Source organism: Pleionea sediminis, assembly GCF_007570825.1.
GTDB classification, from domain to species: Bacteria; Pseudomonadota; Gammaproteobacteria; order Enterobacterales; family Kangiellaceae; genus Pleionea; species Pleionea sediminis.
In genome coordinates this window covers 2,182,401-2,196,825 of the sequence record NZ_SUNB01000001.1, presented here as the reverse complement: position 1 = coordinate 2,196,825, position 14,425 = coordinate 2,182,401, and the positions used below count along the sequence as shown (strand labels likewise).

Here is a 14,425-nt window from a genome sequence, read left to right as displayed (position 1 = left end):
TGAGACGATGAGGGTCTAATCTCAGTCAAGTAAGTAGATTAATGCTTTTTCATCACAATTTGCTTTCCTTGGGCAGAACTGACAGTCTTTTAGGACTTTTTTGGGTAACTTATCGATGGTCGTCGAATCAAAATCACACGCTTGGAAAAATTCGGGTTGACGCGTTAGAACAAAAACCTCATTAAGATTTAAGCGCTTAGCTTCTGCTAACAAGGTATATACCAAACGCTTACCAAATCCTTTTCCTTGATATTTTTCAAGAACGCCCAATGATCGAATTTCAACGAGAGACTCATCATAAATATGTAATGCACCACAGGCTAAAACATTATCATCTTGATCTTTTATAATTTTAAAGGTCGATAATTGATTTAAAATTTCCTCCGTCGATAATGGAAGGTTTTCCCCCTTAATACTCCAGTAAGATACCAACTCATGGATACCAGAAACATCGTGAATTTCTGCATCTGTTAATCGATATTCCATTGCCCACTTTGCTTGTTGATAATAATAACCAACACCGCCTTTTACCTGACGCCTTTCTATAGCACGACGAGAATCAAGCCAAGTATAAACATCTTCGTTGATCAGTGGGCAGATAGACTGCAACTGCTCTAACGATAGCTGATGCAAGTAACAATTACTTTGCTCAGCCAGTAATACCAAGCGTCCGGTAATTTCATGCGCATCACGAAATGGAATTTTCATATTTACTAGGTAGTCGGCTAATTCAGTGGCGTTTGCAAAGCTTTGTTCGACCGCTTGGCTCATTGTTTCTTTATTGATCATCATCGAGCCGACAACTTGCTGAAACATCACGAGACTATCGAACCAGCTTTTTAATGCTTGAAAAAGTATACTTTTGTCTTGCTGTAAATCTTTGTTGTAGCCTAACGGAAGACTTTTCAGAGCCATTAATATCTGCGACAAATGACCAACACCTTCGGCGCTTTTTCCACGAATCAACTCGAGTGCATCAGGATTTTTCTTCTGTGGCATTAAAGAAGAGCCGGAAGTTACGCTGTCATCAAAAATAACGAAGCCGGCTTCTTGTGTGTTAAAAAAGATTAGGTCTTCACACAGTCGAGAGAGATGCAATAATGATGAACAACCCGCGTAAACAATATCAACAACAAAGTCTCTATCTGAAACTGTATCTAGAGCATTGTGGGTCGCTTGCGAAAAACCAAGACTAATCGCTAACTGGTCACGATCTATATTAAATGCGGTACCCGCAATTGCAGATGCTCCAAGGGGACATTCATCCGCTAGCTCAGAAAAAAACTGAAGTCTCTTTAAATCACGAGCAAACATTTTTGCAGCAGCATCAAGCCAAAAACCAAAAGTAATGGGCTGAGCTCTCTGCAAATGGGTGTATGACGGCATGAGCGTATCAGCATATTGTTGTGACAACTCATCCAATTGCAGAATGGTACGTTTTAGCTGTTTAGAAACTCGTCTAGTTTGCTTTTTGCACCAAAGCTTTACATCAGTTAAAACTTGATCGTTTCGACTTCGTCCCGTGTGCAATCGTTTACCGAGATCACCAACTTTGTCTACAAGTTGGAGTTCTACCCAAGTGTGGATATCCTCAACTTCAGAGGCTAAAATAGTTTCCGGAGATTGACGAACACTTTGCAGAATTTCGTTTAAAGCGGACTTCACAGTTTTAACTTCTTGCTTATCAAAAATTCCAACTTGATACAAAGAGTTTGCCCACGCAACCGAACCTTCAATATCTTGCTCGACCAGTTGATAATCAACCGGCAAAGAATCATTAAACGCTTTAAACACCGAACTTGCTTCGGTTGTGAATCTTCCACCCCACATTAATTGAGGCCTCCTTTAACTTTTAATGCTTGAATTCGATTACTCAATGAAAATAATCGGATAAATCCTTCAGCATGGGATTGATCATATACATCATCGCTACCAAAGGTCGCAAAGCTTTCGGAATACAAGCTATTTTCAGATTTTCGTTGAGTAACAGTCGCAGTACCTTTATAAAGAGATACGACTACGCTACCTGTTAAATCTTTTGCCAGGTCTTCTGCAGCCGTCAAAATTGCGTGCGCTTTTCGAGTGAACCATTTACCGTCGTAAACGAGTTGCGCGAAGTCTATGGCTAAACGCTGTCTGAATTGCAATGCGTCTCGATCGAATACGAGTTGTTCGAGGCCAGATAAAGCTTTCATCATTACCGTCCCCCCAGGTGTTTCATAACACCCTCGCGACTTCATACCAACGAGCCTGTTTTCTACGATATCGAGTCGACCAATTCCGTGCTTAGCACCCAGAACATTTAATGCTTCAAGACAATCGAGAGGAGACATCACTTCCTGATTAACCGAAACAACAGCACCGTCTTTGATATTTATTAGAACATCCTCTGGTGAATCTGGCGCTTTCTCGGGTGAATTGGTCCAAATCCAAACTTTTTCAGAAGGAGCCTGCCATGGATCTTCCAGTTCTCCACCTTCATGTGAAATGTGCCATGCATTTGCATCACGGCTGTAAATTTTTTCAGCACTGGCATCACAAGAAATACTTCTTTCGGATAAATACTCTAGGCAATCCTCTCGAGATTTCAAATTCCAGATGCGCCAAGGAGCAATAACTTTTAACTGCGGCGCAAAAGTGGCGAAGACCGATTCAAATCTAACTTGATCATTGCCTTTTCCAGTACATCCGTGACACAAAGCATCAGCTCCGACTTGTAAAGCATATTCAACTTGTGCTTTCGCGATAATTGGTCGGGCATAAGACGTGCCTAGTAGATAACCATCTTCATACACAGCTCCTGTTTTTAAAGCTGGATAAATAAAGTCTTTTACAAAGTCAGCTTTTAAATCAACAACTTTGCACTCCGTTGCGCCGGACTTTAAAGCTTTTTCCTCAACCCCCGATAATTCATCTTCACCTTGTCCTACGTCTGCAACAAACGCATAAACCTCGCAATCGTAATTTTCTTTTAACCAGGGAATAATAGTGGAAGTATCTAATCCACCAGAGTAAGCGAGAACGACTTTGTTAATCGAATTATTTTTTACTACATTGCTTTGAGTTTCACTGACCATTATAAGGCCTCCGAATAGATAAGATGTAAGAGCGCTTGTTGAACAAACATTCGATTGGTAGCTTGCGCCAACATAAGAGAAAAGTTACTGTCACATACCTCACTGGTCACTTCTGTACCGCGATGAGCCGGCTGACAATGCATAAAAAATTTCGCTCCTGTTTTTGCCATCAGGTTTGAGTTCACTTGATAGTTTTGCAAAGCTTTTAATGTTGATTTACTTTGCTCATCTCCCATCGAAGTCCAAGTGTCGGTGTATACGACATCGATTTTGGAAAGCGACTGCGGATCAGACGTCCAGTTTACTTTTCCTTCACTAACAGACTGAGCAGATTTAAGATAGTCATTATCAAGTTGAGCGCATTCTGGTGAGGCTACCGTAATTGTTGCACCTACCTTTGCTGCTAAGTCAACCAAACTTCGAGCGACATTATTTCCATCACCTAAATACGCAATATGCCAGTCGTTAAAGTTCTTTGCGCGCTCATACAAAGTAAAAAAATCAGCCAGTGCCTGACATGGATGATGTTGATCGCAAAGCGCATTGATGACAGGGATCGTTACTGAGTTTGCTAACTGTACCAGAGTAGAGTGACTATCTACCCGAGCGATAATTCCTTGATACCAGCACTCCGTATTTTTTCCTAAATCAGAAACTGACTCTCGAATCCCCATTTTTTCATTTTGCATATCATAAAAATGTGCAATACCTCCAAGCTTTTCAATACCGACAGAAAAGCTGGCTCGAGTTCGCAAACTTGGTTTTTCAAAAAGTAGGGCGAAATGTTTATTCGATAAAGAACTTTCTCTCAGTGAATTATTTTTCAAATCGAAAGCGGTTTGAAAGACTTTTAATACTTGAGGCTTAGTTAAGTCATCTATCTTAAGAAATGAATTCACATTCCCTCCTTACTGGCAGAAATAATTCGAGTACAGGCAGAACCACCATTTAAAACTTGAAGAAGTTTTTTATGATTAGCCGCAGATGTAATAGCGATATTGCTAACAGAGGAATTAGAAACTTTGGCCAATGAGTGCAGCTTCGCAATCATGCCATCACTCACAAAAGAAGAAGGCTTTAATTCATCGACTTTATTAGCGTCGATACTTTTAATTAAATTTCCTTTTTCATTAAATATGCCTTCGATATCAGACAAAAGAATCAACTCTTCAGCATTTAATGTTAATGCCAACTGAGTAGCAACATCATCAGAATTAATATTTAAACATTCTCCATCCTGAGATAGACCTATTGAATGAAAAATAGGTGTATATTTTTGATGTATTAACTGCAGTATTAGCTCCGGGTTACCTGGAGAAACGGTTCCAACTCGACCAAGCTCACTAGCTTTAGGATGCAACTTACAAGTTAATACCTCACCGGTCGCCGGCGTTACACTAACAGATTTTAACCCTGCTTCTTTACTAGCACTCATAACTTGAGTATGAGAATACCCGGCTAATGCACCTATGATTATTGGCAACTGATTTTTGGGTTTAACCGGTATTCCATTCCACTTAGCAACCTCGAGCTCAAATGCTTGCGACCACTTGTCGCATAAGGAACCGCCGCCGTGAACCAGTACAAGTTGCTTATCAAACTTTAATTGCCACTCATTTAATACTTGAAGTAAAGAAACTAACGCTTCAAAGTCATTAATCACTTTTCCAGATAACTTTATGACGACAAGACTCATAATTTAGCCTCATGCGCTTTTTGGGATAATAAACCTGTCGTCTCACTCCAGTTATTTGCCAGGTTACAGCATTGTATGGCCGAGCTGGCCGCCCCTTTTAATAAATTATCGATGGCCGAAAATATTTGAAGCATGTTTTTATGTTTCAGATACTTTATTGCCAGATAACAAAAAGGGGTGTGAATAACTTGATGAATGGCTGGTAAGACATTTAACTGTTTTAACAATGGATTCTTATTGACCCAATCATCAAAAGCTCCAACAATGTCCTCACCTGAAATTTGCTCAACGATAGGTACCGTGATGGTTGCTAGAATCCCTCGATTAAAATTCCCAAGATGAGGAGTAAAGATAACAGGATGTCCAGTGGCTTGTTCTATTTCAGGCGTGTGACGATGAGTACCCACACCATAAGCCTGTAAACTTACTTCACAAAATGATGTTCCCGCTTTCGCACCACGCCCGGCTCCTGAAACCCCGCTAATAGCATTAATAACAGGAATTCCCTTGTGCCACTGATTCTTGACGACTGGGTGCAATCCGAGAATCGATGCTGATGGGTAACATCCTGCAACAGCCACCAGGGAAGCATCTCTTAATTTATTACGATTAATTTCAGGCAAACCGTATATAGCATCCGACAAATAATCGGCATGTGGATGAGCAAACCCATAATATTCGGCAAAACAATCAGATGAGGTGAGACGGTAAGCACCCGACAGATCAAAAATTTGTTTATTGTCGGCGAGCAAACTGGGCACGACACCAGCACTAAATTCATGCGGCGTCGCTAGAAACACAATATCAATTGAGGACCAGTCTTCACTGTTTACGATTTCTTCGAAGGAACGATAAATAAGCCCTTGTTCTGCAATAAACGCTTGGCAATACTGTGGATAATCATCACTAAAGCGGCGACCAATCGAGTCACTGTTTTTAGATACCGCGAGAGCGGACAGTTCGAGATTTGGATGGTTACTAATCAGGGCTGTCAGTTGAGCGCCAGAATAACCACTCGCGCCAATAACAAGACATTTTTTCATGGCAGACTTCTCCCGCTCCCGCGGGCAAATCTGCCGGCGAGATTATTGAGTCAAAAGTTCCAGTTCGTTTTTCAACTGCATTGCGTCACTCTCACTCCGAGTTGCAATAAAGATGGTGTCGTCGCCAGAGATATTGCCTACAACAAGAGGTAATTTGATATTATCTAATTCGTAGCCAATCGCTTGAGCTCGACCGGGTTGCGTCTTTAATACCACTAAACTTCCCGCGACCTCAGCAGTAACCAACAATGATTGCAACACCTTACGGAGTTCATTTTTAGTCGCCCTTACGGGCGCCGCTTCATTCCCCAGTACATAACCTTCTGGCCCTTTCCAAATACCCAATTCATTTAAGTCTCGCGACAGCGTCGTTTGAGTTGCCCTAATGCCCTGCTGAGCTAACAATGCGACCAACGTCTCCTGGTTAGGGATCATTTGTTCGCCGATTAACTCTTTTATGGCGGACTGCCTTAATTTCTTTTCAGACATAACAGTTCCGTTGATATTTAAGCTAACATAAATCAGAATATTTATGCAATTCAATATGCATAAATATTCTATTAAATTTCAAATTGAGAGTATTATAACCATGTTTCAGCATAAAATGTCGCATAGTCTCCTGAGCTCGATGATCAAAACCAATACTGTCAGCTCGCCAGATCATGGGATTGACCAAAGCAACCTTCCGCTATGTGAAATACTAGCTAACATACTGGTAGATTTGAATTTCTCTTGCCAAATAACGCCCGTTCCCGATCACCCAGAAAAGTGGAACCTGATTGCAAAACGCCCGGGAACAAAATCCGAGTCGGGCGGCCTCATGTTTAGTGGACATTGCGATACCGTTCCAGCAGATGAATCACTCTGGCAAGCAGATCCTTGGCAACTATCTCAGACAGACAATCGACTTACTGGACTGGGTGTAACCGATATGAAAAGTTTTTTTGCCACAGTGATCGATGCCATTTCACTAATGCCAATGCAACATCATTCACCCGTTACTATCGTTGCCACCGCGGACGAAGAGACTTCGATGGCTGGCGCTCGCGCTTTAACTTCTGAAGTTGTAGGGACTCCTGATTTAAATATTCTTGGCGAACCAACTAATTTAACTCCTGTTTTGAGCCATAAAGGGTACCTGGCTTTTACTATTGAGTTAACCGGCCCAGGAGGACACTCAAGCCAGCACGCGCCCGAACTACAATGCCTTGAAGCCGCAACGGCGGTGATGCAACAATTGCTCATGTTACGTGATGAACTACAAAAATCCGTTATTAATCCATCTTTTGCTGTGCCAGTCAGCACCTTGAATCTTGGTAGGCTAAATGCCGGAGATATTGTTAATCGTTTGTGCTCCAACGCTACACTCGAGTTTGATATTCGTCCGTTGCCTGGATTAGCAACCGAAGAATTAACTGCTTTATTGGAAAAACGCATAGAACAAGCACTGAGTCGTTTCAAAGTTTCATGGAAGCTGAAACCGACTCATACAAGCATCTCACCATTTCACACATCAGTGACCAACGAATTGGTTGCCTCAATTTGTAAAAGCTGCGCCTGCGAACACTCCAATCCAGTGAGTTACGTAACGGAAGCCCCGCTGTTCGAACAACTAGGTATTCCCACTCTAATCATGGGACCAGGGAGCATTGACCAAGCCCACCAGCCCAACGAATGGTTGGATACTTCTCAAATTAGACGGGCGCAAGAAGTTTATCCCGCTTTATTAATGAGCTTCTGTTACTGAGCAGTTGAATCATCGCGCCAAATCAGTATAGTAGCGACTCGTTAATGAGAACCCGCCAGAATGGCCCAAATATTGGCCAGACCAGATCTTTTTATTGCTTAAAAAGCCCTCATCTGGTATAAAGTGCGCCCTCGTTTCTAACGACTCAGGTACAGTGTAAATTTTGTACCTATATCACCTGATAGAATATATTTTTAGTGCCAGGTGCTAAGTAAAGAATTTTAGTGGTTTTGGAGGCAATTATGTCACGAGTATGTCAAGTTACGGGCAAAGGCCCAACAGTGGGAAACAACGTTTCTCATGCAAAAAACAGAACGAAGCGTCGTTTTCTTCCTAACATTCACTCTCACCGTTTTTGGGTTGAAAGTGAAAAGCGATTTGTAAAACTTCGTGTTTCTGCGAAAGGTATGCGCATCATCGATAAGCAAGGTATCGACGCTGTGCTTAAGAAAGTACGCGCTAACGGCGTAAAAGTGTAAGGAATATCGATCATGGCTAAAAAAGGTGCACGCGATAAAATCAAGCTTGTGTCAAGCGCAGGAACCGGTCATTACTACACGACCGATAAGAACAAGCGCAACACTCCTAGCAAATTAGAGTTCAAAAAGTACGATCCCGTGGTACGTAAGCACGTGATGTACAAGGAAGCAAAAATTAAGTAATACTGCTGCCTCCAAGCATTTTTAAAAACCCGCCTATTCGGTGGGTTTTTTTATGCCTGTATATATTGTGCTTTATGCTACAGTTTAATGAAAAGCCCAATCATGGAAGCAACGAGTTGACCGAAGCGAACGAATCACCCGACATACTACTCGCACGACAACCCATCTTCGATCGAAACTTGAAGCTTTATGGTTATGAGCTTCTTTATCGACAAAATAATAGCGCAAACCAGGCAGACTTCCTCTGTGGAGATAAGGCGACTTCTTTGCTCCTTTTGAATAATTATGCGAGCTTATCGCAAACGACCGAACATCATCGAGTGCCTGCATTTATCAATACCACAGAAAACCTCATAAAATCTGACGAGCTCTTACCGCTTCAACCAGAAAAAGTCGTTCTGGAAATATTAGAAAATGTAACGCCCGATAAAGCACTCATAGAATCGATCTGTCGCTATAAAGAGAAAGGCTTTAAGATCGCTCTCGACGACTATCCTTTTACCCCTGAGTTTGAACCTCTCCTGAAACATGCAGACTTTATCAAAGTGGATGTTCTATCCTTTCCGCTTGAAACGATAGAAACAAAGCTCGATCAACTAAAAAATTTTGATGCGCAATTACTGGCTGAGAAAGTAGAAGATCATGATGGCTACATTCAATGTCTAAAGTTGGGATTTCACCTGTTCCAGGGTTACTTTTTCCAAAAACCGCAAATCGTACGCGGCAAGAAGCTGGAAAGTAATAAACAAGTCATTATGTCGATACTTTCTCATGTATATGACACCGAAGCTCAACCAGAAATTATCGCAGAGAAAGTCTCTCACGATGCCCAATTAAGTTATCGTTTGTTAAGAATTATCAACTCAGCCGCCTATGGTTTGAATCGCAAAGTTCAGTCAGTAAAAGAAGCTGTCGTTTTTCTAGGACTCAACCAATTAAAACGCTGGATAGCTCTAATAGCTTTTTCTGCTAGCGACGATACACCGCCGGAGTTACTGAGAACACTTCTGATTCGTGGGCGATGCTGCGAGCTTATGGCAAAAGATTCAAAAGCATTTACCGCTGAAATGTATTTTACTGCCGGGCTTTTTTCAGGTATCGATTCTCTCCTTGGCGCCGACCTAAACTATCTCATTCAGGAACTCCCACTGGATACTGAAATTCAACAAGCCATCCTTCAATACAAAGGCGACATTGGTGAAACACTTCGCGCAGTCATTCAATTTGAGCACGCTCAATGGGATCAGCTACCTCCTAATATCGACCCACAACAACTCAATCGGTGCTACTTCAGCGCTATTCAGTGGTGTGATGAAATGACAGCGTCATTGCCTCCTTAGGAATTACCGTCATAATAGTGCAGTTACTCACTGAATTAAGGTTGATTTTTGCTGTACGCTTCAAGACAATCAATAAAAACAAAATTAAGAAGATTGCCGTGCCTCTTATTGTTAACCAACTTAAATATTCCTATCAGCCCCAAAATACAGCTGGATACTCATTTACACTAAATGACTCAGAGCTAACCGCTTTGGTAGGAATGAATGGTGCCGGCAAATCCTCTTTAATCAAAACGTTATCTGGCGAGATAACTCCAGAAGCCGGTGATATTCAACTTAATCAATTCCCTCTAAATTCATCTCGAAAGAAATATAAACAACACACCGGATACATGCCCGATATCTTTCCGGTGCCCAAAAACCAGACAGCTCGGGAATTTTTATTGTGGGTTGCGAGCTGCTATAAAATTTCTCAGAAAAAGGCATCATCACTTATAAAGTCACTTGCAAGCCAATTGAACCTCCATGAACTATTGAATAACAAAGTCTCTCAACTATCTCTCGGGCAAAAGCAGCGACTCTCTCTGGCTCAAGCATTAATCAATGAGCCGCAATGTTTATTTCTCGATGAACCTCTGAATGGATTGGATCCAACGCAACAAACCAGTTTTTGGGATACCATAAAAAACGAAGATAGTGAACGCTCAACTTTAATCGCAAGTCATCACATTAATGACGTTTTAGAACACTGCCACCGAATATTAATTATCGATGCCCATTCCTTAGTAGCAGATATTGCAATCGATAAAACTAAAGTACTATTGTTTAGCGATGAACCGATAATACAAAATAAGGCATCAAGTTACGAAAAGAATATAAATATAATTCATCCCAAAATTTGGGGCTTCAATAACCATAAAGAAGCAGAGAATGTGGCGACTCAATTGTCAAAAGAAGGTATCAAAATCGAAGAACTAAAGCCTGCACTACTTAATATATTTAGTCTTCAGGCAAAAGGGAAGTGGAGCTGGTAATGTCGATTTTAAGCTTTCAAATTCGCTCTCTATTATTATCACCTTCAACATACATGATATTCACGGTATACGCTTTTATTCTTAGTGTATTTGCTAATCAATTCAGTTATCAATTTGTTCAGGCTCAATCAGCGAATACACAGTCAATCAGTGCGACGGCGGCAATCATTTCGCCATTAAGTAATTTATCAATATTGCTAACTCTGTTATTAATTCCACTTATACACTTGCAACTTAAACCCGCAAGAGATAGATCTGGTGTCGAAAGATTATTACAAACTTATCCCATATCTAAATTTAAAGTCTGGTTAACCGATCTCTTAACCTCAATTATCATACTGACCATACTTCAATCCTTTCTTTTAATCATTCAATTACCAATTCTCTTTGCTATTGAGGTAGATTGGCCGGTTTATATTCTCGGGTTCCTCACTCATTATTTTGGAGCAATATCATTTTCCACCTCAGCTCTCGCTTTACAGCAATTAACAAAAAGCACCATTGCTGCATTAATTATTCAGTATGCCGTTATATTCGTCGGTTGGGGAGTTTTTCTGATTTATCAGTTAAATCCAACCTGGACACTGTTATCAACGTTAAACATATTAAATACGATACACTTAAGCACTCAAGGAATATTATATTCAGCAGGACTCGCGACAATAGTACTGATTAGCGTTTACGTTATTTATCTTGTAAGTACTTTTAGTAGTAAGAAATCAAGAATTATTCAACCTATCATTATTACATCTCTTTTTGTTTGCACTTTCGTATTCTTACCCTCTTGGCTGTCAAACTACGATCTCACTAGCAATCAAAGATTCTCACTGTTCTCTCCACTTAAAGAACAGATAAATAAGTCATCAGAAATTACTATTGAAACTCGCGGACTAGACGATCGTGCTAAGCATGAAATTGATTTAAGACTAGTTAAGCCTTTATCAAACTATATTGATAAAATCAACTTAACTCATCATATGAATGCTTCACAGAAGGAAAGCCGAAGTAAACTAGGCGTACAAATAACAGTTAACAATACCAATATTTGGTTAGAATACCCTTTCACTCAGCATCCACAGCTAACGCTCTACCAGTCACTTTTAACGGCAAGAGATCGTAAAGACTCCTGGGTATTTTTTTCTACTGGGCATAATGAATCAGAAATTGACTCAGAGGAAAATCGAGGTTTAAAGAAATTTACAAACTTACTATCCGAGCATGGTTTTCGTTATACTCAAACTCGTTTGAATTCAAATATACCTGATAATACAGCATTAATAATTATAGCTTCATCTCGACAGCCGTGGCTCGAATCTGAACAAGTCCATTTATTAGATTACTTACAAAAGGGTGGTAACTTACTTTGGCTACGAGATCCTGAAGACAGTCAGTTCGAAACTCTTGAAAATTATCTAGGCATACAGAAAATTGATGGCGTTTTAATGGATCCGGTCGGTTATCAACAAGGAACACCACACCCTGCCGTGTTACTTGTGCGACAGTTTGAAAAATCAGCATTAACTCAAAATTTAAACTCATTGATTGCATTACCTTGGTCTACAGCTTTAGTTACCAAGAAGACTTCAAATTCATGGCAAACAATCCCATTTATCGAGACAAACAAGCAAGTATGGACAGAGTTTCAATATGAAGAGGAGCAGCTAGCATACAATGCGAATCAGGGCGAACTACAAGGCTCCTTTAAACTCGGATATTCATTACTTAGAAAACAGGGCGTAAAACAACAACATGTTGTCGTTGTTGGAGATTCTAACTTTTTAACCAATAATGCCATTGATAATTATGATAACAAACAGCTAGCACTCAATATTATTTACCGACTGACCGAGTCTAATCTAAATGACTTCCCCAAAGTCGACCGCCCTATTGATAGCCATTTTTCGCTTAGTAAGAAAGTTCAACATTTACTGGGATGGATACTGCCTTTTGTATTCCCCAGTATTCTTCTAATAACCGGAGGCGCATTTTGGCTGCGAAACCGATTCGTCTAACTCAGAAGCAGTGGTTAAATATCATTATTATTTCCATTGCTTTTATGATTTTATTATTCACTTTAGTAGGTCAAATATTAGAAAAGAAGTTAACGCATTCAACTGAAAGTGAAGCTCCTTTCAAAAATATAGAAAAGTTACAGATAGATAATTGGTCAGCAATCCAAATTAACAGTGATTGCCAACAATCTAAGAAATTAGTTTCGGTAAATCAGTGTTTAGTTATATTGGAAGAATGGAGAACCTACTCTCCAATGGTCATAACTAATGAATTCGACAAAGGGAAGACAGTACTCAATCTTGAAGTTTCTATTGATTCACAAAAGTCATCATGGCAATTAAAATTACATAATCAACAATTAATGCTTATCTCACAAGAACAAAAATTGGCTTTTATTCTTACGACCGAGCAACGAAAATCTTTATTTCCAGATGAATTATTGAAAAACTGGCTTGATAATAAATGATCAACTGATAGAACAGAGGAATACTCAAGTTGCCCGAATTACCCGAAGTAGAAACTGCTCGTCGCGGTGTAAAACCCTATCTGGAAAACCAAACTGTTAAACAGCTGGTCATTCGCAATCGTAAATTACGCTGGCCAATAGAGCCCGAATTAGAGACACATTTATCAGGGCAAATCATTCAGTCGGTCACACGAAGAGCAAAGTATCTTCAAATTAACTTCAAACATGGTCAACTATTAGTTCATCTCGGCATGTCAGGGCAGCTAAGAATTTTACCCGTTGGCACGGAGCCGGGTAAGCATGACCACGTTGACCTTATACTGAATTCTCATAAAATGTTGCGCTTTACTGATCCACGTCGCTTTGGTTTTTGGCTCTGGGGCGACCAAGAAATGGCCCAAAAATTACTCGCCAAACTAGGACCAGAACCACTTTCAGATAATTTTGAACCGGATTATTTTGTAGCTGTGTGCAAACGTCGGAAAGCGTCAATTAAGCAGGTGATAATGGATAATAAAGTTGTGGTTGGCGTAGGTAATATTTATGCTGCCGAATCATTGTTTCGCGCCGGTATTTCTCCAGTTCGTTCGGCGAACCGAATAAGTGCAAAGCGACTTAAATTATTAGTGGATTCTATTAAAGAAGTTTTGCAACAAGCCATAGCTCAAGGAGGAACGACACTTAAAGATTTTTTACAAAGCGATGGTAAACCCGGTTACTTCAAGCAAAAACTGATGGTTTATGGAAGAGAAGGCCAAAACTGTTATCAGTGTAAAGGTATCATTAAAGGCACTCGGCAAGGCCAAAGAGCAACGGCGTACTGCCCCAACTGCCAAAAATAGCTCGTCTGGTCGATCCTGTGGACAGACTCAATGATCTTCCGGATTCAACTGGACTTGGGCATGTGGAACCGCTATATTGCGGGATTCAAAAATAATTAAGCTTTTTGAGCAAAAATCAAACAGATAAAGGTAACCCAATGCGTAGACATCGCTCTGATGATGATGATGCTAACGTCGATATGACGCCGATGCTTGATATTGTGTTTATCATGCTGATCTTCTTTATCGTAACAACATCGTTTACCAAAGAAGATGGATTGGATATGACGCGTCCTTCAAACAATAATACAGAACAAGTTGAAAATGATAATGCTCCTGTAGCAGTTGAAATAACCGATGTCGGTGAAATACGTTTCCAAGGTCGTATTATTGATGCTCGACAGGTTAGCGCTAACATCGAAACAAAAATGGCAGAAAACCCCAATACGATTGTTGTTGTTCAGGCCCACCCTCAAGCAAACACTGATGTTGTTATGGCTGTGATTGATGGAGTCAGAGATGGCGGATTCGATACACCCGTTTTAGCCAGATTACCGGAAAATTAAGCCGGATTTACTAAGCACCG

At 40.4% G+C, this 14,425-nt stretch carries 15 protein-coding genes; 9 read left to right on the top strand and 6 right to left on the bottom strand.

Annotated features, from left to right (window positions below; genetic code table 11):
• Positions 1–21: 21 nt before the first annotated feature.
• From argH to FAX86_RS09055, 6 genes are read right to left on the bottom strand one after another with little or no spacing between them, the layout of a single operon-like run.
• The gene (gene argH / locus FAX86_RS09080) at positions 22–1,830 is read right to left on the bottom strand and encodes an argininosuccinate lyase (protein WP_144393006.1); all 1,809 of its coding nucleotides are present in this window, start codon (positions 1,828–1,830) and stop codon (positions 22–24) included.
• Positions 1,830–3,077 carry an argininosuccinate synthase gene (locus tag FAX86_RS09075; protein WP_144393005.1) on the bottom strand — a complete coding sequence of 416 codons (1,248 nt, stop codon included), beginning with the start codon at positions 3,075–3,077 and terminating at the stop codon, positions 1,830–1,832. The genes argH and FAX86_RS09075 overlap by 1 nt, the downstream gene beginning before the upstream one ends.
• On the bottom strand, positions 3,077–3,976 hold the full coding sequence (argF, locus tag FAX86_RS09070; protein ID WP_144393004.1) for an ornithine carbamoyltransferase: 900 nt from the start codon (positions 3,974–3,976) through the stop codon (positions 3,077–3,079). Before argF ends, FAX86_RS09075 begins: the two co-directional genes overlap by 1 nt.
• Positions 3,973–4,773, bottom strand: a complete 801-nt coding sequence (gene argB, locus FAX86_RS09065; RefSeq protein ID WP_144393003.1) for an acetylglutamate kinase — start codon at positions 4,771–4,773, stop codon at positions 3,973–3,975. Before argB ends, argF begins: the two co-directional genes overlap by 4 nt.
• Positions 4,770–5,816: an N-acetyl-gamma-glutamyl-phosphate reductase gene (argC, locus tag FAX86_RS09060; RefSeq protein WP_144393002.1), complete on the bottom strand. Its 1,047-nt coding sequence runs from the start codon at positions 5,814–5,816 to the stop codon at positions 4,770–4,772. The genes argB and argC overlap by 4 nt, the downstream gene beginning before the upstream one ends.
• A 42-nt stretch (positions 5,817–5,858) precedes the next feature.
• Positions 5,859–6,305: an arginine repressor gene (locus tag FAX86_RS09055; protein WP_144393001.1), complete on the bottom strand. Its 447-nt coding sequence runs from the start codon at positions 6,303–6,305 to the stop codon at positions 5,859–5,861.
• 100 nt (positions 6,306–6,405) lie between these two features.
• On the opposite strand from FAX86_RS09055, the gene argE reads away from it, so the two are divergent.
• The 9 genes from argE to FAX86_RS09010 all read left to right on the top strand — a co-directional run bounded on the left by argE (position 6,406) and on the right by FAX86_RS09010 (position 14,405).
• The gene (gene argE, locus FAX86_RS09050) at positions 6,406–7,563 is read left to right on the top strand and encodes an acetylornithine deacetylase (RefSeq protein WP_164503516.1); all 1,158 of its coding nucleotides are present in this window, start codon (positions 6,406–6,408) and stop codon (positions 7,561–7,563) included.
• A 242-nt stretch (positions 7,564–7,805) separates the two neighbouring features.
• Positions 7,806–8,042: a 50S ribosomal protein L28 gene (gene rpmB, locus FAX86_RS09045; protein ID WP_144392999.1), complete on the top strand. Its 237-nt coding sequence runs from the start codon at positions 7,806–7,808 to the stop codon at positions 8,040–8,042.
• A gap of 12 nt (positions 8,043–8,054) precedes the next feature.
• Positions 8,055–8,225, top strand: coding sequence for a 50S ribosomal protein L33 (gene rpmG, locus FAX86_RS09040; protein ID WP_144392998.1), 171 nt, complete (start codon positions 8,055–8,057; stop codon positions 8,223–8,225).
• A gap of 74 nt (positions 8,226–8,299) precedes the next feature.
• Positions 8,300–9,565 carry an EAL and HDOD domain-containing protein gene (locus tag FAX86_RS09035; RefSeq protein WP_144392997.1) on the top strand — a complete coding sequence of 422 codons (1,266 nt, stop codon included), beginning with the start codon at positions 8,300–8,302 and terminating at the stop codon, positions 9,563–9,565.
• A gap of 98 nt (positions 9,566–9,663) precedes the next feature.
• A complete protein-coding gene (locus tag FAX86_RS09030; RefSeq protein ID WP_144392996.1) occupies positions 9,664–10,539 on the top strand; it encodes an ABC transporter ATP-binding protein in 876 nt (291 codons plus the stop codon).
• Entirely contained in the window at positions 10,539–12,551 is a 2,013-nt protein-coding gene (locus tag FAX86_RS09025) for a DUF4350 domain-containing protein (protein ID WP_144392995.1), read from the top strand. Before FAX86_RS09030 ends, FAX86_RS09025 begins: the two co-directional genes overlap by 1 nt.
• Entirely contained in the window at positions 12,527–13,018 is a 492-nt protein-coding gene (locus FAX86_RS09020) for a hypothetical protein (protein ID WP_144392994.1), read from the top strand. The genes FAX86_RS09025 and FAX86_RS09020 overlap by 25 nt, the downstream gene beginning before the upstream one ends.
• A 29-nt stretch (positions 13,019–13,047) precedes the next feature.
• Positions 13,048–13,860 (top strand): bifunctional DNA-formamidopyrimidine glycosylase/DNA-(apurinic or apyrimidinic site) lyase, encoded by an 813-nt coding sequence (gene mutM / locus FAX86_RS09015; protein WP_144392993.1) that lies wholly within the window; start codon positions 13,048–13,050, stop codon positions 13,858–13,860.
• A 137-nt stretch (positions 13,861–13,997) separates the two neighbouring features.
• Entirely contained in the window at positions 13,998–14,405 is a 408-nt protein-coding gene (locus FAX86_RS09010) for an ExbD/TolR family protein (protein WP_144392992.1), read from the top strand.
• The last annotated feature ends 20 nt before the right edge of the window (positions 14,406–14,425 follow it).